Origin of the sequence: Streptomyces cylindrosporus, from assembly GCF_022698165.1 — a bacterium.
Classification (GTDB): Bacteria; Actinomycetota; Actinomycetes; order Streptomycetales; family Streptomycetaceae; genus Streptomyces; species Streptomyces cylindrosporus.
The window spans coordinates 289,813-311,710 of record NZ_JALDAY010000011.1; the positions used below are offsets into that span (position 1 = coordinate 289,813).

A 21,898-nucleotide genomic window follows, 5' to 3' on the forward strand; every position below is an offset into this window, starting at 1 on the left:
GCCGCTCTAGCCGAGGGCCGACTTCACGACGTCGGCCAGCCGGCCGGCCACGGTCCGCGCCTGGTCGATGTCCGCGGCCTCGACCATGACCCGTACCAGCGGCTCGGTGCCGGAGGGCCGCAGCAACACCCGCCCGGTGGAGCCGAGTTCGCGCTCGGCCTCGGCGACGGCGGCCGCGAGCTCCGCGGAGGTCCGCACCCGGGACCTGTCCACGTCGGGCACGTTGATGAGCACCTGCGGCAGCCGCTCCATGACAGCGGCGAGGTCCCGCAGCGTACGCCCGGTCTGTGCGACCCGCGCGGCCAGCATCAGCCCTGTCAGCGTCCCGTCGCCGGTCGTGGCGTGGTCCAGGATGATGACGTGCCCGGACTGCTCGCCCCCGAGCGCGTACCCGTGCTCCTTCATCTCCTCCAGGACATAGCGGTCGCCGACCGCGGTCTGGACGAGGTTGAGCCCCTCCCGCTCCAGCGCCAGCTTGAAGCCCAGGTTGGACATGACGGTCGCGACAACGGTGTCCGACCTCAGCACCGACCGCTCCCGCATCGCCAGCGCCAGCACCGCGAGGATCTGGTCGCCGTCGACCTCGGCGCCGGTGTGGTCCACGGCGAGGCACCGGTCCGCGTCACCGTCGTGCGCGATCCCGAGCGCGGCCCCGTGCTCGACCACGGCCGCCTTCAGCTTGTCGAGGTGCGTCGACCCGCACCCGTCGTTGATGTTGAGCCCGTCCGGCTCGGCCCCGATCGTCACGACCTCGGCCCCGGCCCGCGAGAACGCCTCCGGCGACACCCGCGCCGCGGCCCCGTGCGCCTCGTCGAGAACGATCTTCAGCCCGTCCAGCCGGTTCGGGAGTACGGCGATGAGGTGGGCGACGTACTGGTCGAACCCCTCGTCGTACGACCGCACGCGCCCCACGCCCGCCCCGGTCGGCCGCTCCCACGGCTCGCCGTGGCGGTGGGACTCGTACACCGCCTCGATCCTGTCCTCCAGCTCGTCGGCCAGTTTGTGGCCGCCGCGGGCGAAGAACTTGACGCCGTTGTCGGGCATGGCGTTGTGGCTCGCGGAGAGCATGACGCCCAGGTCGGCGCCGAGCGCGCCGGTGAGGTACGCCACCGCCGGCGTGGGCAGCACGCCGACGCGCAGGACGTCCACGCCCGCGCTCGCGAGGCCCGCCACCACGGCCGCCTCCAGGAACTCCCCGGACGCGCGGGGGTCACGCCCGACGACCGCCGTCGCCCGGTGGCCCTCGAACGTGCCCGCCTCGGCCAGCACATGCGCCGCCGCGACCGACAGACCGAGCGCCATCTCGGCCGTCAGGTCCGCGTTGGCGACGCCGCGCACGCCGTCCGTGCCGAAGAGTCGTCCCACTTGTCCTCCTGAGGAAGCATGAATTCCGGCGGTCAGCCGATCACATGAGCCTTTGAGCGCCTTGTGCCGTTATACGCCCAAGGCTTTGATAAACGAACGCCCCGGCGGCACTGTGGCGTGCCGCCGGGGCGTTCGGACGTACAGGCAGCTGCGATTAACGCTTGCTGTACTGCGGAGCCTTGCGGGCCTTCTTCAGACCGGCCTTCTTGCGCTCGACCGCACGGTCGTCGCGGCGGAGGAAGCCGGCCTTCTTGAGCGGGCCGCGGTTGTTGTCGACGTCGGCCTCGTTCAGCGCGCGGGCGACACCGAGACGGAGCGCACCGGCCTGACCGGAGACACCGCCACCCGCGATGCGGGCGATGACGTCGTAGCGACCCTCGAGCTCGAGCACCTTGAAGGGCTCGTTGACTTCCTGCTGGTGCACCTTGTTCGGGAAGTAGTCCTCGAGGGTGCGACCGTTGATCTTCCACTTGCCGGTGCCCGGGACGATCCGGACGCGGGCGATGGCGTTCTTGCGACGGCCCAGGCCGGCGGCCGGCTGCGGGTCGCCGAAGCGGGACGCGAGCGACTCCGAGGTGTACTCGCCCTCGACGGGGACCTCGGACTCGGTGGTGTAGCTGTCGATGTCGACGATCTCTTCGCCCTCGACGGGCGTCTCGACGGTGGTCTCGGCCACGATTCTCCTCAGATTCTCTTCAGTCTTAGGGGGTGGCCGGACTTACTGCGCGACCTGGGTGATCTCGAACGGCACCGGCTGCTGGGCAGCGTGCGGGTGCTGGTCGCCCGAGTAGACCTTCAGCTTGGTGAGCATCTGACGGCCCAGGGTGTTCTTGGGGAGCATGCCCTTGACGGCCTTCTCGATGGCCTTCTCGGGGTTCTTGTCGAGCAGCTCGTCGTAGCGGACCGAGCGCAGACCGCCCGGGTAGCCGGAGTGGCGGTACGCCATCTTCTGGGTCCGCTTGTTGCCGGACAGGTGCACCTTGTCGGCGTTGATGATGATGACGAAGTCACCGGTGTCGACGTGGGGCGCGTAGATCGCCTTGTGCTTGCCCCGCAGAAGCGACGCGGCGGTGGTGGCGAGACGACCCAGGACGACGTCCTGAGCGTCGATGACGTGCCACTGGCGAGTCACATCGCCGGGCTTGGGGCTGTATGTGCGCACTTCGCAGCCTTTTCTTCTTCAGTGGATGGATGGTGACACATGGCATCACTGAAGCGATCGTGCAGCTGGGGACGACAGTGCCGGGAACGCTGCCCGTATGCCGCCCACTGGTAACTGCTCCAGGGAACCTAGGTACGGGCCTCGCGCCTGAGAACGACCAGGCCCATACGCATAACAAACGGCAAGAGTACTCGGGCTGCCCCGGACGGGTCAAAACGGCGACCCTCAGCCGCACCATCCGCCCCCCGTCTAAGATGCGCCCCATGAGCTTTGGGCAGCAGGGGGGACCTCAGTCCCAGTGGGATCCCTGGAAACCGCAATCCCAGCAGCCGTGGACCAGCGGCGGCGACGGTCAGACCCCGGACTGGGCCGCGCTGGCCGAGGCGTCCGAGACGCGCAACAAGAGGCGTCGGCTGCTGTTCATAGGCGGCGGTGTGGTGGCGACTATCGCGATAGGCACGGCCGTCGCCATGGCCGTCGTCTCCGCGAACGGGAACAACAAGGCCTCGGGCAACCCGTCCAACCTGCCGGCGAGCGGTTCCATTCCCGGCTCGACGGCGACGGCACCGTCCTTCGCGCCGACCAGCGCCCCGCCGCCGCTGGACCCGAAGGAGTTCATCTCCAGCAAGGCCAAGGACACCGCCCCGCTCAGCGTGGACACCCTCTTCCCCGGCGCCCAGCTGACCCAGGACTCGGTGGTCTACAAGAAGGGCGCCACGTCCGACACGAAGAACTGCGCCTCGGTCGCCCAGGGCACCCTCCCCAAGGTCCTCACCGCCAACGGCTGCACCCGCCTGCTGCGCGCCACCTACAGCCAGGGCGGCGTCGCGGCGACGATCGGCGTCGCGGTCTTCGACACCCAGGCCCAGGCGGCCAAGGCCAGGACCGAGGCCAACAAGAAGGGCTTCGTCAGGGCGCTGGCCGGCAAGGGCGTGAAGGACTTCTGCAACGCCGCGACCTGCCTCACAACAGCCAACTCCTACGGCCGCTACGCCTACTTCACCACCGTCGGCTTCGAGAACGGCAAGGACGTCACGGACAAGTCCGCGACCGTCTTCACCACCGGCAACAACCTCCAACTGTTCACGTTCAACCAGATCGACCGGCGGGGCAGGGTTCAGGCGTCGGCGGCAGCGAACGAGTGACCGCTCGGGACGGGTTCCGGACGGCTGTCGGCCGTCCGGAAGACCCACGTCCGGTACGACCAGAAGCGGAAGAGCGTCGCGATGCCGATGCCGAAGAACTTGCTGATGTTGTTGGCGAGCGCGCCCTCCCAGCCGAGGCCGTAGGTGGCCAGGTAGAGGACCCCGTTCTCGATGACCAGGCCGACCGCGCTGAAAAAGAGGAAGAGGGTCAGCTCCCGCCTCCGGCTGTGCCGGTCCTCCTGGTCGCGGTCCCGGTAGGTGAAGTACCGCAGGCCCAGGTAGTTGGTCATGATCGCGACGGCGGTCGCCACGACGCCCGCCCGTACGGGCTGCAGGTCGGTGACGCCCCTGATCAGGTTGAAGACCGCGAGGTTGACCACGAATCCGGAGGCCCCCACCAGCCCGAACTTCGCGATCTCGCCGTACAGCTTCCCCGCGCGCGAGGGAATTGCGTGCCGTCCGCCCATCGTCGCGTTCAGCCCCGCCGGTTCCGCAGCCGCAGCCGCACCGGCATCACCGCGGACTCGATCTGGGTCGAGAGGTTCATCTTGGACACGCCCTCGGTCCGCTCCTCGAAGCGGATCGGGATCTCGACGGCGCTGTGTCCGGCGCGGACGGCCTTGAACTTCAGCTCGACCTGGAAGCTGTAGCCGGCGCTGTCGAGCGTCGCGAGGTCGATGTCGCGCAGCGTCGCGGCCGACCACAGATTGAAGCCGGCGGTGATGTCCCGGATCTTGGTGCCGAGCACGGTCCGGGCATACCGGTTGGCGAACCGGGACAGCAGGACGCGGTGCCTGCCCCACTCCTCGTCCAGCGAGCCGCCCTCGACGTACCGGCTGCCGACGACCAGCCCGACGCCGGACGCGACGGCCGTGCCGAGCATCCGTGGGACCGCTTCCACCGGGTGGCTGCCGTCGGCGTCCATCTGCACGACGTACTCGGCCCCCTCGTCGAGCGCCGCGCTCATGCCGGCGACGTAGGCCCGCCCGAGCCCGTCCTTCTCGGTCCGGTGCAGCACGCTCATGCGGTACTGCCCGTCCCAGTTGAACTTCTCGGCGAGCTCCTCGGCGATCCGCCCGGTGCCGTCCGGGCTGGAGTCGTCGACGATCTTCAGGTGGAGCCCGTCGATGGGCAGCCCGAGCACCAACTCGGCCATCCGCGGCAGGTTCGCGGCCTCGTTGTAGGTCGGCATCACGACGGTGACCCGTACACCCGGGTATCTGTCGATGCTCGTCATTCTGTTCTCTTCCCTCCCTAGAGGCCCCGAGGGGACCTCTCCCCAGCGGGCGCGGGTCTGCCCAGCGCCCGGAAGTACCAGCCCGCCGCGGTCCAACTGCCCGCGTCGAGCGCCCCCCGGCCGTCCACGATCACGGGACGGGCCACCAGCTGCGCGGCACGCTCCGGGTCGATCTCCCGGAACTGCGGCCACTCGGTCAGATGCAGCACGAGTTCGGCACCCTGCAGTGCCTCCTCGGCCGACATCGCGTAGCCGAGGAGCGGGAACGCCTTGCGGGCGTTGTCCAGCGCCTCGGGGTCGTAGACCGTGACGTCCGCGCCGTCGAGACGCAGCCGGGCGGCCACGTTCAGCGCGGGTGAGTCACGGATGTCGTCGGAGTCGGGCTTGAAGGCCGCTCCAAGTACGGCGATCCGGGCCCCCAGGACCGAACCCCCGCACAGCTCGCGCGCCACGTCGACAACCTTGTCTCGGCGGCGCATGTTGATCGCGTCGACCTCCCGCAGGAAGTCCAGCGAGACCCCCAGTTCCCCCGCGCGGTGCGCGAAGGCCCGGATGTCCTTGGGCAGGCAGCCACCGCCGAAGCCGATGCCGGCCCGCAGGAACTTCCGGCCGATCCGGTCGTCGTACCCGATCGCCTCGGCGAGGACGCCGACGTCGCCGCCCGCTGCCTCGCAGACCTCGGCCATCGCGTTGATGAAGGAGATCTTGGTGGCGAGGAAGGCGTTGGCGGCCGTCTTGACCAGCTCGGCGGTCGGGAAGTCGGCGGTGACCAGCGGGGTGCCGGCGTCGAGGACGGGGGCGTACACCTGGCGGAGGATCGTTTCCGCATGTGAAGACCGCACCCCGAACACCAGCCGGTCCGGCCGCAGCGTGTCCTCGACGGCGAAGCCCTCGCGCAGGAACTCCGGGTTCCACGCGACCTCGACACCCTCGTGTGCCGCCGCCAGCCGCTGCGCCGTGCCGACCGGCACGGTCGACTTGCCGACCAGCAGCGCCCCTTCGGCCGCGTGCTCGGCAATCGCCGCGAAGGCCGCGTCGACGTAGGTCAGGTCGGCGCCCTCGGAGCCCTTGCGCTGCGGGGTGCCGACACACACGAAGTGCACCTCGCCGAAGGCTCCGGCCGCCGCGTAGTCGGTCGTGAACCTGAGCCGTCCGCTCGCCGTGTGCTTCGCGATCAGCTCCGGCAGCCCGGGCTCGTGGAACGGCACCCGCCCCGCCTGCAGCGCGGCGACCTTGTCGGGGTCCACGTCGACCCCTAGCACCTCGTGTCCCAGTTCCGCCATGCAGGCGGCGTGGGTGGCACCGAGATAGCCGGTGCCGATGACTGTGAGCCGCATCCGGCGGCCTCCTTCACAACTCCGTGTCGGCCGCTACTTGCGCTCGAGAACCTGCACCACGATGTGGTTCAGCTTCACCGTGCGACCGGCCTTGAAGGACTTCTCGATCGCCGCCGCGGTCTTCTCGTTCATGCCGGTGAGCAGCGGGCGCCCGTCGCTGATGGTGGAGACCAGCCACAGCCGGTCGGTGCCCTTGAGACAGCTCGCCGGCTTGCGGCACTCGGTGGCGCCGTAGGACCCGTTCTGCTGCGGGGTGTACTCCATGAGCACGTCCTCGGGGGCCTTGCGGTCCCGCAGTTCGTACGCCATGGCCCGGCGCTCCGACATCCCGCCGTTGAAGATCATGCCGTCGCCGGACTTCTCGCCCGCCGCGACGACGTTCGCCGCGCCCCGGAAGTCCGGTTCCATCGGCAGATCCTTCTTGGCGTCGCCGATCGCCGGCCATGCCACGAAGGCATACCCCGCCGCCACGGCCGCGACCAGCAGCCCGCTCAGCACCTGCGCACCGGACCCCCGGCGGGCGTCGGGGTCGAGCCTGCCGACGAGCCTGGTGAGCGCCGCGGCCACCAGCAGCGTCCAGGCCGGGATGGTGAACAGCAGATACCGCGGCAGGAAGAGGTGCAGCTGGTTGGCCGTCACGAAGGTGAGCACCGGCGGCAGGACGGCCCAGGCGGCCAGCAGCACCGAGTACCGCCCGGCCACCAGCAGGCCGACCACGCCGAGGGCCATCACCGCTCCGCCGGTGATCCACGACCCGAACAGGGCCTCCGGGAACTCGGTCAGGTCCTTGGTCGTGGTGACGTTCCAGGCGATCTGGCCGCTCTGCCCGCTGCCCTGCGCCACCATCGGGAAGGTGATGGACAGCCCCAGCATGGCCGCGCCGGCGAAGGCGTAGTGGGCGATGCGGTCGCCGCGCTTCTTGGCCAGGAAGACGAGCCACACATGCCCGGCGAGCACCGCCATGGCGACCAGGTGGCTGAATCCCGTGGCCGCGACGGCGAGCGCGTAGAGCGTCCAGTTGCGCAGGCTCGGCCGGTCCAGCGCCCGGATCAGCCACAGGGTGGCCAGCAGCGCGAACATCGTCGCGAACGCGTACGGCCGGGCCTCCTGGCCGTACCGGGTGATCATCGGCACCACCGCGAACAGCAGTCCGGCCAGCACGCCGGTGCGCAGCGCGAACATCCGGCGCCCCAGCAGCCCGACCAGACCGGCCGAGACCGCCATGGCAAGCGCCTCCGGCAGCCGCAGCAGCGCCGCCGAATCCCCGGCGACGTCGATCCACAGATGCATCGCCGCGTAGTACGGCGCGATCACGACGTCGATGCTGCTGATCAGCCGTCCGAGGTCGTGCCAGGAAATCGTGGACGCCCACCAGGTGGCGTGCTCGTCGCGCCACAGCTGGCGCCCGCCGAGCCCCGGCACCACACAGGCGGCCGCGACCAGCGCTGGCAGCAGAAAGGCGAGCCAGGCAGAGCCCCGGCCTGCGCCCTCGGCAGACCGGCGGTGCGCGGAGGGCGCGCCCTCCTCGGGTTCCTGGGCGGTCGTCTCGTCGACCGGTGGTGTGTACGCCGTCATCGCTTCACCCAGATCCGGTACGGCTCCTGTCCGCCGTCCTTGTCGGAGGGCCGCAGCACTGCCAGCAGCCGGTAGTTCGCGTTGCCGCGCAGCGCCTCGGGAACGGAGGAGGCACGCAGCACGACCGCGTCGTACGAGCCCTTCTTCACCTCGGCCGTCAGAGCCGCGCCCCGCTCGGCCTGGTGCCATTGGCCGGGCTTCGTCTGCGCCCGGAGGTAGTACGCGGAGATCTCCGGATCGTCGGTCAGGTACTGGCCCTTGGTGTCCACGACCTCGCGCAGGGCGCCGATCATCGCGGCCGAGTCCGGCGGCCGGTACAGCCCCCCGGTCTGCGCCATGCCGATGACCAGGGCGGCGACGTAGATCATGATGCCGAGCTGCGGGTACCGGAAGTGGGCGCCCATCATCCGGGACACACCGAGACCGGCCATCGGCACCGCGAAGAGCAGTCCGAAGCCGACGTGGATGTACAGCGAACTGCCGTTGCCCAGCCATGCCTGGTAGAGCGGGGCGAGCAGGGCTGTGCCGCACATCGTCAAACCGAGCAGGGAGCGCCGGATCGCGCCCGGCGCGCTGCCTTCGGCCCACGGCATCTCGCCCATCCGGGCCCGCCGGATGAAGCCGACGGCACCGATCACCGCGACGAGCAGGACGACCCCGCCCCACTGGGCGCTGTCCTTGAGCAGTTCGACGGCGCCGTCGGTGCCCTTGACGTTCCAGCCGCTCGGCGTGCCGGCGAACTGGACGCCCGCGAAGCAGAGGACGCCGGTGACCGCCGCGAAGAGCGCGCCCCGCACGAAGGCGCCCGTACCGCGGAAGCGGTAGGCGGTCAGTACGGCGAGCACGGTCAGCGTGGGCAGGTACAGGGCGGCCGAGTAAGCGGCGAACGGCGCGAGGGCCGCGAAGGGAGCCGCGAGCAGTACGGCCGCGGGGCTGGACTGCCGGGTCCGGGCCAGCAGCCACAGGGCGGCGGCGAGCAGGAACAGTGACAGGGAGTGCAGGGAGGCGTAGCGGCCGGTGAAGGCGGTCGACTCCAGCACGGAGTACATGGCGGCGGCCGCGAGGCCGGCGCGCGCGTTGAACAGCAGCCGGGTGGCGCCGAACAGCAGTGCCGTGGCTCCCAGCGCCCATGCGAGGCTCAGTGCCCGGGCGCCGTCCAGGCCGAGCTGTGCGACGAGCCCCGACAGCTCGCCGTCGGTGGTGAGGAACTTCGCCTCCTGCGCGAAGGCGCTGCCGTCGAGCCGGAAGGACAGCCCGGCCTGTACGAGCAGGATCAGCAGCAGTACGCCGCGGCTGATCCACGCCGAGCGGCTGTTGTCGACCGACCAGGCCGATACCGGGACCTCGGGCAGCACATAGCCCGGCTCGGGCTCCGGCTCGGGTTCGAGGACGGCGTACTCCGGGACGTAGTACTCGGCGTCGGAGCCGCCCGTGTAGGGACGCGCGTAGTGCTGCTGCCCGGCGGTCGGCTGCTGCGGGATGTACGGCTGCCCGGCGTACGGCTGCTGGTAGCCGTAACCCTGCTGGTCACCGTAGGTCTGCTGCTGTCCGTAGGCCTGCTGGTCACCGTAGACCTGCTGTTGCTGCTGCTCGGTGTAGGGCGGGTAGTGCTGCTGCCAGTCCTGCCGCTGCCCGGGTTCCGACCAGCCGCCGTCCTGCTGCTGCGTCGTCATGAACGCGGCACCTCGAATCCGAAGTCGTCGTCGGCGATGAGGCGCTTGAACTCGGCCAGGGCGAGCGGGCTGCTCTGGATGCGCCAGTCGGCCCGCTTGGGGATGTTGAACCACAGGAAGCCGATGACGTCCTCGTCCTCCTTCACGCCCCCGAGCAGCGCGCGCACATCGGCGCGCCGCCGTTCCCCGGGCTCGGACGACGTCTCGCTGATCAGCACCGGCTTGTCGGTGAACTCGGCGATCTGCCTGCGGGTCGGGCCGTAGAGGGTGTCGAAGGTGTGCGCGCCGGTCTGCGCCCAGTAGCCGACGATGCCGACCCAGTCGACGTAGGCGTCACCGGGCCAGTAGGGCTTCAGCTTCACGGAGGGGACCGGGTTGATGATGTTCGGGCTCCATACCCAGATGACGTTGGTGGCGCCGACGTCCTGGAAGACGTCGTGGATGTGCCGCCACGCCTTCACGAAGGTCGCGGGGGTGGTGTCCTTGGTGCCCCACGGGTACCACCCGCCGTTCATCTCGTGGCCGAAACTGATCGCCACGGGCACGTTCGTCTTGCGCACGCTGTTCGCGTACTTCTTGATGTACGTGTCCTGCGAGCCGTCGGCGATCTTGTCGAGGCCGGGCTTGAACGGCTCCCACGACACGTACATCAGGCCGCCGTCACCGAAGACGTTCTGGGCACCCTCGGCGTTGAAGCCGTCACCCCACGACGAGTAGGAGCCGACCATGTTGGGCTTCTTGCCGACGGTCTTCGCGAAGGCGTCCACCGGCTTCAGCGAGCTCGGCGCACCGTTCAGGGCCACCCCGAAGTAGTCCTTGTCGGGGTGCAGCAGCGGTTTCACGTCGTACGGCGGCTGCGCCGCGGTTCCCTTCGAGGAGGACCCGGCGGGTTCCTTGGCGGCCTGTGCGGCGGGGTCGTCACCGCCGAGCACACCGCAGCCGGCGACCGCCGCCAGGGACAACAGCGCCGCGCACAACGGGAGAACGGTCCTGCGGATCAAGCGGGCTCACCTGCCGAGGTGTGTTCCTTGGGCTGGATGAGCGCGCGCGCGACAACCAGCGCGTAGAACAGCCCGGAGGACAGGACGAGTGCGAAGTCCGGCGGGTAGCCGGTGAACAGCCGGTACACGGCCGCGCCGACCCAGACCACGGCGGTGCCGCCGCTCCAGATCCACAGGCCGAGCCAGAACCGGCGGGTCTTGTTCTTCTTCGCGCCCTTGGAGCCGGTCGGCTGCCAGCCCATGCGCTGCTTGCGCAGGATGTCCCAGATGGCGAAGACGTGCGCCCAGCCGTACATCATCCGCGCCGACCAGGCCTCGAGGCGGTACGGCGCCTTATGCCACATCGGGAAGACGAGGGTGGTGTAGGCGATGCTGGGCAGCACCCAGACAAGGTGCTTGACCTGAAGCATCTCGGGGCTGGTGAGCAGCAGCATGATGGGCACGAGCGGTGCGAGGAAGGTGAACAGCGCCGTGTGAATGTAGTAGAAGAAGCCGGACATGTAGCAGAGCCGGCTGGAGAAGCTGATCGGCGCGTCCCAGAACTTCTTGCTGCTGAGCAGCGACATCGAGCCGGAGCACCAGCGGTACTGCTGGTTGAAGAAGGCCCCCGCGGTGTCCGGGCACACGCCCGTGGACAGCGCGACCGGCACGTACTTCAGGTCCCAGCCGAGCCCGCGCAGATCGAACCCGGTGTGCACGTCCTCGGAGTGCTCGATGAGGGTCGTACCGCCGTTGGTGTCCAGCGCGGCCCGCCGGTAGATGGCACAGGAGCCGACGCAGATGGCGCCGTCGCTGTTCTGCCGGGACACCTGCACGGAGCGGTAGAACAGCTCCTGCACCGCACCGGCACCGCGTTCGATCCAGTTCTGCGAGTCCAGCACCCGGAAGTACTGCGGGGACTGGACGATCCCGATGCGCTCGTCGGCCTCCATGTACGGCAGCAGCTCCTCCAGGAGGTCGGAGCGCGGGGTGAAGTCGGCGTCGAGGATCAGGATGTACTTGCCGTCGGACTGGCCGAACCCGAAGTGCAGGTTGCCGGCCTTCTTGAACCAGCCGCGGTTCTCGCGGGTGCCGTAGCGGAAGCCGAAGTCCCGGGCCATGGCGGCGAGCTCGGGGCTCGCGCCGTCGTCGAGGACGAAGGGCACACAGGTGCCGGGGTAGCGGTCGGCCAGCTGCCGCACATGGGTCCAGGTGTTGTGCAGCACCTCGATGGGCTCGCCGCACACCGGCAGGAAGACGTCGACGCTGGGGTAGACCGGCGGCCGCCAGCCACGGACCAGCTGCTGGTGGTATTCGAAGTCGAAGTCACGGGTGAAGCCGTTGACCTTCAGCGACACGAGGTAGTAGACGACGGTGAAGAACAGCGGCGGCGCGAAGATCCACATCAGTGGGCTGGCCTTGGTCAGCGCCACCTGACTGACGGTCAGGCACCCGAAGCTGACGATCGAGGCGAGCGTCAGCACCCACAGGCGCCTCTTGACGTACGAATACTTCTCCGCATGCGACGGCGGCGCGGGCAGAAGTCCCAGGGGCGCCTGCTCGACGCCACGCTTTCCTCCACGCCTTGCGGATCGATGCCCCCCGGCACCGGCCGCTCCGGACATGCGGGCAGAGTCAATGGATGACATTCCTACCCTCCGGGCCATCGGCCCGATGTGTTCCCCACCCCAGACAAGAGCCCCTTTCGAACAAAGGGGCCAGATGCGAAAGGTTATCCGAGAGATGTGAATGACGTAAGAGCATCGTGGAGACGTGCGCCCGACAAGTCCCCTTATGCACCTTATTTTTGTTGAAGAGTGGGGTAACCAACAGGTTTCACATCCAGACGACCCGGGCAGATGCCTCTGTTTGTGCGTTCCTTGTCACACCCGTGTGGGCCTGAAGGGATACTGACTGCCGATCTTCGAGCAGCCCAGGGGGGCACCACATGACCGGTTCGAACTCAAGACGCTCCGTCCTCAGATCGGCCCTCGCGGTGGGCGGCGTCGCCGTGTCCGCCACGTCGGTCTCCGCCGGTGACGCCGCCGCCGTGGCGGCGGATGCGGGGTGGGTGAACGTCAAGGACCACGGCGCCACCGGAGACGGCACCACCGACGACACCGCGGCGATCCAGGCGGCACTGGACGCCTGCCTGCCGGGCAACATCACCGTGCTCCCCGCCGGGGTGTACCGCACGAGCGCTCCACTGCGCGTCGGCCCCTATGTGACCCTCCAGGGCTCGCACGCAGGCGGCGAGTCCCAGCCCGGCGCACGGAACCCGGTGGCTGGGCTCCGCCCCCTGCCGTCCTTCACGGGGCAGGCCGTCGTCGAGGTCCTCGACCAGCAGCTCGGGGGCTACTCGATCCAGGCCAACGCGCAGCGCATCTTCTCGCTGTCCATCGACGGCTCGGACCTGCCGCGCGGCGGAGCGGAGATCGACGGCATCCGCGCCACGGGGCAGATCCAGCATCTGCAGCTGCGCGACGTCCACGTCCGCGCGGTCACCGGCGTCGGGATCAACACCTGGTACAACTTCGACGCCACGGGCGGCCCCCAGGCCCCGTTCTGCCTGCACTACGACCGCGTTTCCGTCCTGTGGACCGGCTCCCACGGCATCGTGCTGAACAACTCCACCGACTCCGTCTTCCACGACGTGTACGTCCTGGGTGTCGGCGGCTGCGGCTGGTGGATGTCGGGCGCGGGCAACTCCTCCTTCACCAGCTGCCGCGCGGAATGGTCCTCGAAGCACGGTTTCGACATCGAGTCGGTACCCGGAGTGATCAAGATGGTGGCCTGCTCCACCGACCGGAACGGCTGGCACGGCATGTACGTGCACGCGACGGACACCACCGGCGTCCTCCTGCTGTCCGCCACGCAACTCACCCGGGACGGCAAGAACGACGGGGCCGGTGGCGGCGGATACGCGGGACTGGGTGTCGCGAGCTCGCAGTGCAAGGTCATCGCCGACGGCCTGGTCGTCCTCACGGGCAAGGACGACGACGGAACGGGTGCGGCGAGCCCGCAGTACGGCGTGAAAGCCGACAACTCGGCCTACGTCGTGGTCAACTCGGGCCACCTCCAGGGAGTCACGTCCCCGTGGCAGAGCGGCTCGGGCAACACGAAGTTCGTGAAGGGCACGCTCGTGGGCACTGGCTGAGAGCACACCGCTCCCGCCGACGTTTCCGAAGCGAAACGCGCCTCATAGGGCCCAAATGGCTCAACAGATGATAGGAACAACCACTCAGTCTTCACATTTGCTCCGCACCTGTGGCCGTTCCGGGCGCGGGCACCAGGGGGAGGTCCTGATTTGCCCGGGTTTTCCATGCCCGCACGCGGTGGCCGCCACCGCAGCCGGCGGCGCAGACGCCTGCTCGCCACCGTGGCCGTGGCCACCGCGGCACTGATCGGCACGACGATCACCCTGGTGGCATCCTCGGCCCAGGCCGACCAGACCACCCAGGGCATCGACAACCTGCGCACCAACTGGGACCAGGACGAGTCCTCACTCTCCCCCGCGGTCGTCCAGTCGTCGGCCTTCGGCCAGCTCTTCGCCACCAAGCTGGACGGCCAGATCTACGCCCAGCCGCTGGTACTGGGCGACCAGGTGATCGCGGTCACCGAGAGCAACACCATGTACGGCCTCGACCGCACCACCGGCGCGATCGAGTGGAGCAAGAACTACGGACCGTCGTGGCCGGCCTCCGCGATCGGCTGCGGTGACCTGGTGCCCAACATCGGCGCGACCGCGACCCCCGTCTACGACTCCGCAACCGACTCCCTCTACTTCACGACCAAGGTCGACGACGGCACCTCCACCCATCGTCACCCGACCTGGCTGATGCACGCCGTGGACCCGACCTCCGGAGCCGAGCGCTCCGGTTGGCCGGTCACCATCGCCGGAAGCCCCGTCAACGACCCGAGCGTCACCTTCGACGCCTACTACGAGCAGCAGCGCCCCGGCCTGCTGCTGATGGACGGCGTCGCCTACGCGGGCTTCGGCGCCCACTGCGACGCATGGCCGTACCGCGGCTATGTGGTGGGCGTCAGCACCACCGCGCACAGCATCACCTCGATGTGGGCCACTGTGACCGGTACCGGCACCGGCGGCGCCGGCATCTGGCAGGCGGGCGGCGGGCTGGTCTCGGACGGGCCCGGCCGGATCTTCTTCAGCACCGGCAACGGCATCAGCCCGGCGCCCGGACCCGGCAAATCCGTTCAGGGAACGTTGGCCGAGTCCGTCGTACGCCTCCAGGTCGGCGCGGACAACAGCCTCAGTACGGCCGACTTCTTCAGCCCGAGCGACGCCTCGACCCTGGACCTCAACGACCAGGACATCTCCTCGGGCGCCCCGATGGCGCTGCCGGACGGCTTCGGCACCAGCGAACATCCCCATCTGCTGGTCCAGCAGGGCAAGGACGGGCGGGTGTTCCTGCTCGACCGCGACAACCTCGGCGGCATGGGCCAGGGCGCCCAGGGCGGCGACGCCGCGGTGAGCGTGTCCGGCCCGTACCAGGGCATGTGGGGGCACCCCGCGTTCTGGGGCGGCGACGGCGGCTATGTCTACGTCGTCGGCAACCAGGGCCCGCTTCGCGCCCTCAAGTACGGCGTGCGCAACGGCGGTACGCCCACGCTCACCCTCACCGGCCAGAGCCAGGACACCTTCGGCTACACCAGCGGCTCTCCCCTGGTCACCTCGAACGGCACGGACGAGTCCAGCGCCCTGGTGTGGATGACCTCCGCGAGCAACGCCACCGGAGCAGACGGCACCCTGCGCGCCTACAGCCCCACTCCCGACGGCAACGGCCGTCTCCAGCTGCTCTGGTCCGCGCCGATCGGCACCGCGACGAAGTTCAGCACGCCGACCGCGGACCGCGGCAAGGTGTACGTCGGTACCCGCGACGGTGTGCTCCACGGCTTCGGCAGCCCGGCCAGGACCGCCCTCACCGCGGCCTCGCTGGACATCGGCCAGGTCGGCGTGGGTGACAGCGGCTCCGCCAAGATGACACTGACGGCCACGCAGGACGTCAGCATCACCGGGCTCAAGGCCTCCGGTGCGTTCTCGGTCGACCCGTCCGCCGTACCCACCGCCGAGCAGCCGAAGGCGCTGGCGGCGAACGCAACCTTGGACGTACCGATCACCTTCACTCCTACCGCCACCGGCGGCGTCAACGGCACGTTGACCGCGAATCTGTCGGACGGCCAGAAGCTGGTCTTCGCCCTCCACGGCATCGGCACCAAACCCGGCTTCGGGGCGGCACCCACCGCCCTGGACTTCGGGGAAGTGCCCACCGGCAGCACCTCCACGCTGAACCTCCAGATCACCAACACCGGTACCGAACCGGAGACCGTCGACTCGGTCGACGCGCCCGGCGGCGCCTTCTCCGCCTCGGGGCTGCCCAGCACGGGGACGGCCGTACCAGCGGGTGGCTCGTTCGTGCTCTCGGTGACTTACACGCCGACCGCCGACGGGACCGACAGCGACGCGCTCGTGGTCAGCAGCAGCGGCGGAGGCGCCACGCACACGCTGAGCGTGCCGGTCAGCGCGACGGCCATCACGGGACAGGGACACCTGGAGTTCTCCACGAGCTCACTGGACTTCGGCCAGGTCCCGATCGGCAGCTCCAAGTCGCTGTCGTTCACCATCACCAACACCGGCAACATCCCGGTGACCGTGACCAAGGCCAAGGCGCCGACCGGTGACTTCAACAGCCCGGTACAGCTGTCGGAGGGCCTGATCATCGGCCCTGACCAGACCGCCGTACAAAGCGTGACGTTCACTCCGCGCTCGGCGGCGGACCTGAGCGCCTCCTACGAGGTCACCGGCACCGGGACCGACGCGAGCGGCAACGGCCAGGGCGCCATGTACGTGCAGATCAAGGGCACCGGCACCGGCAAGGCCACCACCACCTCGGTCGCCGACGGGAAGTGGCAGACCAACGGCTCGGCGGTGTCGGCCGACGGCGGGGTCCAGCTCACCTCGGCCACCAGCAACCAGGCGGGCACGGCGGTTTACACCAAGGCGCTGCGCACCGACGGACTGCGTGCCACCTTCACCGCGAAGTTCGGCCCCGGCACCGGCGGCAGGGGTATGACGCTCACGCTGCTCGACCCGGACCAGAACACCGCCTCGGCACTGGGCGGGACCGGTGACAGCCTCGGCATCGCGGGACGGCCGGGAACGGTGATCGCGCTCGGCAGCGGCTGGAACAACACGCTCAAGGTGCAGAACTTCGTGGGCGTCGGCCGCAGCTCGGCCGGCTCGTCGACGATCACGTACCAGTCGGTGGTCCCCCTGACCACCTCCCTTCGCCAGGGCACCCACCAGGTCGACATCCAGGTCGCCACCGGCCATCTGTACGTCTGGATCGACGGGACGCAGGTGATGGACACGACACCGACGCTGACGTCCACCGCGCTCCCGGCCTTCTCCGGCGCCACCGGCGACACCTCCGACGTGCACACGGTGAGCGCCCCGGTCATCAGCGAGGCAACCCCGGCGACGACCTCACTCCACCTCACCGCCCCGAGCACAGCCGTCCCGGGCCGGTCGCTGACCGTCACCGGCACCCTGGCCTCGTCCACGGCGCTTCCCGCGGGCCAGGTCACGCACATCACCCGGAACGGAACAGCACTGCCCGATGTGACGACGAAGGCGGACGGCTCCTTCACCTTCACCGACACCCCGTCGGCGGAGGGCACGTACACCTACGCCGCGAGCTACGAAGGAGACGCGACACACGACCCGGCAAGCACGACAACCCTCGTCCAGGCGTCCAAGCTGACCACCACGGTCACCCTCACAGCCCCCGCCACGGCCACCCGCACGAAGAAACTGACCGTGTCCGGCACGCTCTCCGGCTCGCCCTTCGCCACCGGCGGGGTCGTCAAGGTGACGAAGACCGACCTCGGACACACGTCCGGCGTCGCGCTCGCCGACGCGAAGGTCGCCGCGGACGGTTCGTTCACGTTCACGGACACCCCGCAGATCGGCGGCGCCAACACCTACAAGGTGACCTACGCGGGCGACGTCTCCCACAAGTCGGCCGGCAGCACCGCCACCGTCCAGGTGTCCCGGACCGCCACATCCCTGACCATCGCCACCGACCACTCGACGTACGCGTACGCCAAGACGGCGAAGATCACCGCTCACCTCGGCACCACGTACAACAGCCGCAAGGTGTCGATCTACGCCAAGCCGTACGGCCGCGACTCAGTCCTGGTGAAGTCGGGCACGGTGGACTCGAACGGCAACCTGGCAGCGACCTACAAGCTCACCCGCAACACCACGTTCAGCGCGGTGTTCGCCGGCGACTACAGGTACGCCCCGAAAACCGCCGCCCGAACCGTCCACACCCAGGTACGGGTCTCGGAGAAACTGTCCGGCTACTACACGAGCACGCACTACGGCAGCACGCTCTACCGCGTGTACCACCACACCGCCAAGGCACAGCTCGACGCCACGGTCACCCCCAACAAGGCCGGCCAGTGCATCGTGTTCCGCGTGCAGCGCTACTACAGCAGCGCCTGGCACACGCAGACCACCACTTCCTGCGCCGCCCTGACCTCCACCAGCACCGGCCGCTACAAGATGTCCCTGACGAAGTGGACCAACAGCAGGTTCCGCATAGCCGCGGAATACGTCCGCAGCAGCAAGGACACCACCAACCTCAACACCTGGGGCACCTGGCAGTACTTCACCGTCAAGCAGTGAGCACGACCACGACCGGACTGAGGCCCCGCCCCCGGCCATCGGACGGGGGCGGCACAATCACGGCATGACCAATCATGTCGGAGCAGCGTGGCACAAGATCCTTGCTACTGCGGGTGAACTTCACCAGCCGGATGAATGGCCTCTTTTCGCACCTTTTGCCGAGCTGGTGCGGGTGGCACATGCCGAGCCGCTGCTTCGACAGCTGTACCCCTGGACCGGCATGTGGGAGCTGCACTTCAGCAGGTGCACAGAGATCCGCCACACCTGGGACATCCCTTACATCGGCACACTGAGAGACGGCCGGTATTACGTCGAAGGGCCAAGCCGCAGCAGCCCGCGGATCGCCGAGACGGACAGCGCGCAAGCCGCAGTAACGACGGTCGTCGATCGGCTGCCACCGCACTGCGGCCCGGCCTTCATCGGCAACGCAGAGGAACTGGCCGCCTACGAGAGCTCCATGAACGGCTGAGCGCCTTGAAGACGGGGCCTAGCCGCAGCACCCACCCCCCACCGGCAACGACCGCTTGTTCCGTGCCTCCTTGTTCCGCGCGGCCAGCAACTCGTCCGCTGGATAGCCGACTTCCTCCAGCGTCAGCCCGTGCGGCCGTACGACATGCACGGCCGAGTCCCGTACGCCCGCGGCCAGCACCTTCCCCGGCCACTCCGGCCCCCGATGCCCGTCCCCCACGAACAGCAGCGCCCCGATCAGCGACCGCACCATGTTGTGGCAGAAGGCGTCGGCGCGGACGGTGGCCGTGATGATGCCGTCGGCCCCTCGCTCCAGGCTCAGCTCCTGAAGCGTACGGATGGTCGTGGCCCCCTCGCGTTTCTTGCAGTACGCGGCGAAGTCGTGCTCCCCCAGCAGCCTTTCCGCCGCCGCGTTCATGGCGTCCACGTCGAGCGGCCAGTCGTGCCACAGGACGTGATTGCGCAGCAGCGGATCCACTCCCCCGGGGTTGTCGGTGACCCGGTACGCGTACCGCCGCCAGATCGCCGAGAAACGGGCGTTGAAGCCGCTGGGCGCCTCCCTGAGCGCCCACACCCGCACATCCCTCGGCAACCGCCCGGCAAGCCGCTTGAGCAGCTTGTCGTGGTGCGCAGCCCAGATCTCCCTAGGAAGATCGACATGGGCGACCTGTCCCCGAGCATGCACCCCGGCATCCGTCCGCCCGGCCACGGTCAACTCGTACGAGACGTCCCCGGACCGAGTGACGGTACGCAGAGCATCCTCGATCTCCCCCTGCACGGTCCGCCGCCCCCCGGCCTGCTTGGCCCACCCGGAGAACTCGGAACCGTCGTAGGACAGGTCAAGACGGACACGTACATAACCAGGCGCTACTTCGTCACTCACACACAGATCCTCTCAGGAACACAAAAGCGGGCCCGCTCCTGAAAAGGAACGGGCCCACTGAGCGCCCCGTAAGGGGCGCGGGGAACTGCGCGATCAGCCACGACGAACCCGCAGCCGCCACCCGAGCAGCTCCCCGCAGACGCTTACGCGTCCTTCGACTCCTCGGCGTCAGCCTCCGGCGCGGCGTCCTCGACGACCTCGTCAGCCTTGGTCTCCTCGACCTTGGCCTCCTCGGCCTCCTTGACCGCACGCTTCGTCGCGGCCTCGGCCTCACCGGTCGCCTGCTGCGCAACCGTCAGCGCCTCGACCAGCTCGATGACAGCCATGGGCGCGTTGTCGCCACGGCGGTTACCGATCTTGGTGATGCGGGTGTAGCCACCCGGACGGTTCTCGTAGCGCGGGCCGATCTCGGTGAAGAGCGTGTGGACGACGCTCTTGTCCGTGATGACCTGCAGCACCTGGCGGCGGTTGTGAAGGTCGCCCTTCTTCGCCTTGGTGACCAGACGCTCGGCGTACGGACGAAGGCGGCGGGCCTTCGCCTCGGTGGTGGTGATACGGCCGTGCTCGAACAGCGACTTCGCGAGGTTCGCGAGGAGCAGCTTCTCGTGCGCGGCGCTGCCGCCCAGACGGGCACCCTTGGTGGGCTTCGGCATTTCCTTCTCCTGTGTGTCTGCCCCGGCCGTGTCAGGTACCGGGGTCAGGAACCCGATGAGCGGATGCTCACCGGCATCAACCGGTCAGTACTGCCCCGTAAGGCTCAGTACTGCTCGGTCTCCACGAAACCCGCGTCCGCGTCGTCGTCGGCGCCGAAGGCGTCGGCAGCGGCCGTGGGGTCGAATCCGGGCGGGCTGTCCTTCAGGGCCAGGCCCATGCCGGCCAGCTTCGCCTTGACCTCGTCGATGGACTTCGCACCGAAGTTGCGGATGTCCAGGAGGTCGGCCTCGGAGCGCGCCACGAGCTCACCCACGGAGTGGATGCCCTCACGCTTGAGGCAGTTGTAGGAGCGGACCGTGAGCTCCAGCTCCTCGATCGGCAGCGCCAGGTCGGCGGCAAGGGCGGCGTCCGTGGGGGACGGGCCCATGTCGATGCCCTCGGCGTCGATGTTCAGCTCGCGGGCGAGACCGAACAGCTCGACCAGGGTCTTGCCGGCGGAGGCCATGGCGTCACGGGGACGCATCGCCTGCTTGGTCTCGACGTCGACGATCAGCTTGTCGAAGTCGGTGCGCTGCTCGACACGGGTCGCCTCGACCTTGTACGTGACCTTCAGCACGGGGCTGTAGATGGAGTCGACCGGGATACGGCCGATCTCCTGGCCCACCTGCTTGTTCTGCACGGCGGAGACGTAACCGCGGCCACGCTCGACCGTGAGCTCCATCTCCAGCTTGCCCTTGCCGTTGAGCGTGGCGAGGACGAGGTCGGGGTTGTGCACCTCGACACCGGCCGGGGGCGCGATGTCGGCGGCGGTGACCAGACCCGGGCCCTGCTTGCGCAGGTACATCACGACCGGCTCGTCGTGCTCGGAGGAGACGACCAGCTGCTTGATGTTGAGGATCAGGTCGGTCACGTCCTCCTTGACGCCCGGCACGGTGGTGAACTCGTGCAGGACACCGTCGATGCGGATGCTGGTGACAGCAGCGCCGGGGATCGACGACAGGAGGGTGCGGCGGAGGGAGTTGCCGAGGGTGTAGCCGAAGCCCGGCTCCAGCGGCTCGATCACGAACCGGGAGCGGAACTCGTCGACGACCTCTTCGGTCAACGAGGGACGCTGAGCGATCAGCATGTGTGGATCAGATCCTTCTTTCGTGGACGCCCGCTATTTGACGCCCGACGGAACCGCCCCCGGCAAGAGGGACGGGTACTGCAAGGGTACGGGCGGTACCGCCCCGAAGAGCCGTACCGCCCGCAACCTCAAGACAACCTGGCCTCAGACGCGGCGGCGCTTGGGCGGACGGCAGCCGTTGTGCGGGGTGGGGGTGACGTCCTGGATCGAGCCGACCTCAAGGCCGGTGGCCTGGAGGGAGCGGATCGCGGTCTCACGGCCGGAGCCGGGACCCTTGACGAACACGTCCACCTTGCGCATGCCGTGCTCCTGCGCGCGGCGGGCGGCCGACTCGGCGGCCATCTGCGCGGCGAAGGGGGTCGACTTGCGCGAGCCCTTGAAGCCGACGTGGCCGGCGGAGGCCCAGGAGATCACGTTGCCCGAGGGGTCCGTGATCGAGACGATCGTGTTGTTGAACGTGCTCTTGATGTGCGCGTGGCCGTGAGCGACGTTCTTCTTTTCCTTGCGGCGCACCTTCTTGGCAGCGCCCTGACGACCCTTGGGGGGCATCTACAAACTCCTACGGGGAGGTGGTCGGTCCTA

18 protein-coding genes are annotated in these 21,898 nt (G+C 68.9%); 4 read left to right on the forward strand and 14 right to left on the reverse strand.

Going from position 1 to position 21,898, the window contains the following annotated elements:
• Positions 1–6: 6 nt before the first annotated feature.
• From glmM to rplM, 3 genes are all read right to left on the reverse strand, one after another.
• Positions 7–1,365, reverse strand: a complete 1,359-nt coding sequence (glmM, locus tag MQP27_RS34245) for a phosphoglucosamine mutase (protein ID WP_242772423.1) — start codon at positions 1,363–1,365, stop codon at positions 7–9.
• A 154-nt stretch (positions 1,366–1,519) separates the two neighbouring features.
• Positions 1,520–2,041 carry a 30S ribosomal protein S9 gene (gene rpsI, locus MQP27_RS34250; protein ID WP_242772426.1) on the reverse strand — a complete coding sequence of 174 codons (522 nt, stop codon included), beginning with the start codon at positions 2,039–2,041 and terminating at the stop codon, positions 1,520–1,522.
• 42 nt (positions 2,042–2,083) lie between these two features.
• Positions 2,084–2,527, reverse strand: coding sequence for a 50S ribosomal protein L13 (gene rplM, locus MQP27_RS34255; RefSeq protein WP_242772429.1), 444 nt, complete (start codon positions 2,525–2,527; stop codon positions 2,084–2,086).
• Positions 2,528–2,790: 263 nt separating this feature from the next.
• Here rplM and MQP27_RS34260 point away from each other — a divergent pair, with 263 nt between their 5' ends.
• Entirely contained in the window at positions 2,791–3,672 is an 882-nt protein-coding gene (locus MQP27_RS34260) for a hypothetical protein (protein WP_242772432.1), read from the forward strand.
• On the opposite strand, the gene MQP27_RS34265 is transcribed toward MQP27_RS34260, so the two are convergent.
• From MQP27_RS34265 to MQP27_RS34295, 7 genes are read right to left on the reverse strand one after another with little or no spacing between them, the layout of a single operon-like run.
• On the reverse strand, positions 3,645–4,139 hold the full coding sequence (locus tag MQP27_RS34265; protein ID WP_242772435.1) for a GtrA family protein: 495 nt from the start codon (positions 4,137–4,139) through the stop codon (positions 3,645–3,647). The two genes, MQP27_RS34260 and MQP27_RS34265, sit on opposite strands and share 28 nt — an antisense overlap.
• An 8-nt stretch (positions 4,140–4,147) precedes the next feature.
• Entirely contained in the window at positions 4,148–4,909 is a 762-nt protein-coding gene (locus tag MQP27_RS34270; protein WP_242772438.1) for a polyprenol monophosphomannose synthase, read from the reverse strand.
• Positions 4,910–4,926: 17 nt separating this feature from the next.
• The gene (locus MQP27_RS34275; protein WP_242772441.1) at positions 4,927–6,246 is read right to left on the reverse strand and encodes a UDP-glucose dehydrogenase family protein; all 1,320 of its coding nucleotides are present in this window, start codon (positions 6,244–6,246) and stop codon (positions 4,927–4,929) included.
• A gap of 33 nt (positions 6,247–6,279) precedes the next feature.
• On the reverse strand, positions 6,280–7,821 hold the full coding sequence (locus MQP27_RS34280) for a glycosyltransferase family 39 protein (RefSeq protein WP_242772444.1): 1,542 nt from the start codon (positions 7,819–7,821) through the stop codon (positions 6,280–6,282).
• The gene (locus MQP27_RS34285; protein WP_242772447.1) at positions 7,818–9,494 is read right to left on the reverse strand and encodes a hypothetical protein; all 1,677 of its coding nucleotides are present in this window, start codon (positions 9,492–9,494) and stop codon (positions 7,818–7,820) included. The genes MQP27_RS34280 and MQP27_RS34285 overlap by 4 nt, the downstream gene beginning before the upstream one ends.
• Positions 9,491–10,495, reverse strand: a complete 1,005-nt coding sequence (locus MQP27_RS34290) for a glycoside hydrolase family 26 protein (RefSeq protein ID WP_242772450.1) — start codon at positions 10,493–10,495, stop codon at positions 9,491–9,493. Before MQP27_RS34290 ends, MQP27_RS34285 begins: the two co-directional genes overlap by 4 nt.
• On the reverse strand, positions 10,492–11,958 hold the full coding sequence (locus tag MQP27_RS34295; protein WP_242772453.1) for a glycosyltransferase family 2 protein: 1,467 nt from the start codon (positions 11,956–11,958) through the stop codon (positions 10,492–10,494). Before MQP27_RS34295 ends, MQP27_RS34290 begins: the two co-directional genes overlap by 4 nt.
• Before the next feature lie 464 nt (positions 11,959–12,422).
• Here MQP27_RS34295 and MQP27_RS34300 point away from each other — a divergent pair, with 464 nt between their 5' ends.
• From MQP27_RS34300 to MQP27_RS34310, 3 genes are all read left to right on the forward strand, one after another.
• Positions 12,423–13,631, forward strand: coding sequence for a right-handed parallel beta-helix repeat-containing protein (locus tag MQP27_RS34300; protein ID WP_242772455.1), 1,209 nt, complete (start codon positions 12,423–12,425; stop codon positions 13,629–13,631).
• Between the two features lie 165 nt (positions 13,632–13,796).
• Positions 13,797–18,185: an Ig-like domain-containing protein gene (locus tag MQP27_RS34305; protein WP_242772457.1), complete on the forward strand. Its 4,389-nt coding sequence runs from the start codon at positions 13,797–13,799 to the stop codon at positions 18,183–18,185.
• Between the two features lie 64 nt (positions 18,186–18,249).
• The gene (locus tag MQP27_RS34310) at positions 18,250–18,654 is read left to right on the forward strand and encodes a DUF6193 family natural product biosynthesis protein (RefSeq protein ID WP_242772469.1); all 405 of its coding nucleotides are present in this window, start codon (positions 18,250–18,252) and stop codon (positions 18,652–18,654) included.
• A gap of 18 nt (positions 18,655–18,672) precedes the next feature.
• On the opposite strand, the gene truA is transcribed toward MQP27_RS34310, so the two are convergent.
• From truA to rpsK, 4 genes are all read right to left on the reverse strand, one after another.
• Positions 18,673–19,536, reverse strand: a complete 864-nt coding sequence (gene truA / locus MQP27_RS34315; protein WP_242772492.1) for a tRNA pseudouridine(38-40) synthase TruA — start codon at positions 19,534–19,536, stop codon at positions 18,673–18,675.
• Between the two features lie 143 nt (positions 19,537–19,679).
• Entirely contained in the window at positions 19,680–20,189 is a 510-nt protein-coding gene (gene rplQ / locus MQP27_RS34320) for a 50S ribosomal protein L17 (protein ID WP_242772495.1), read from the reverse strand.
• A gap of 104 nt (positions 20,190–20,293) precedes the next feature.
• The gene (locus MQP27_RS34325) at positions 20,294–21,316 is read right to left on the reverse strand and encodes a DNA-directed RNA polymerase subunit alpha (RefSeq protein WP_003966937.1); all 1,023 of its coding nucleotides are present in this window, start codon (positions 21,314–21,316) and stop codon (positions 20,294–20,296) included.
• Between the two features lie 144 nt (positions 21,317–21,460).
• Positions 21,461–21,865, reverse strand: a complete 405-nt coding sequence (rpsK, locus tag MQP27_RS34330) for a 30S ribosomal protein S11 (RefSeq protein ID WP_003956432.1) — start codon at positions 21,863–21,865, stop codon at positions 21,461–21,463.
• Between the last annotated feature and the right edge of the window lie 33 nt (positions 21,866–21,898).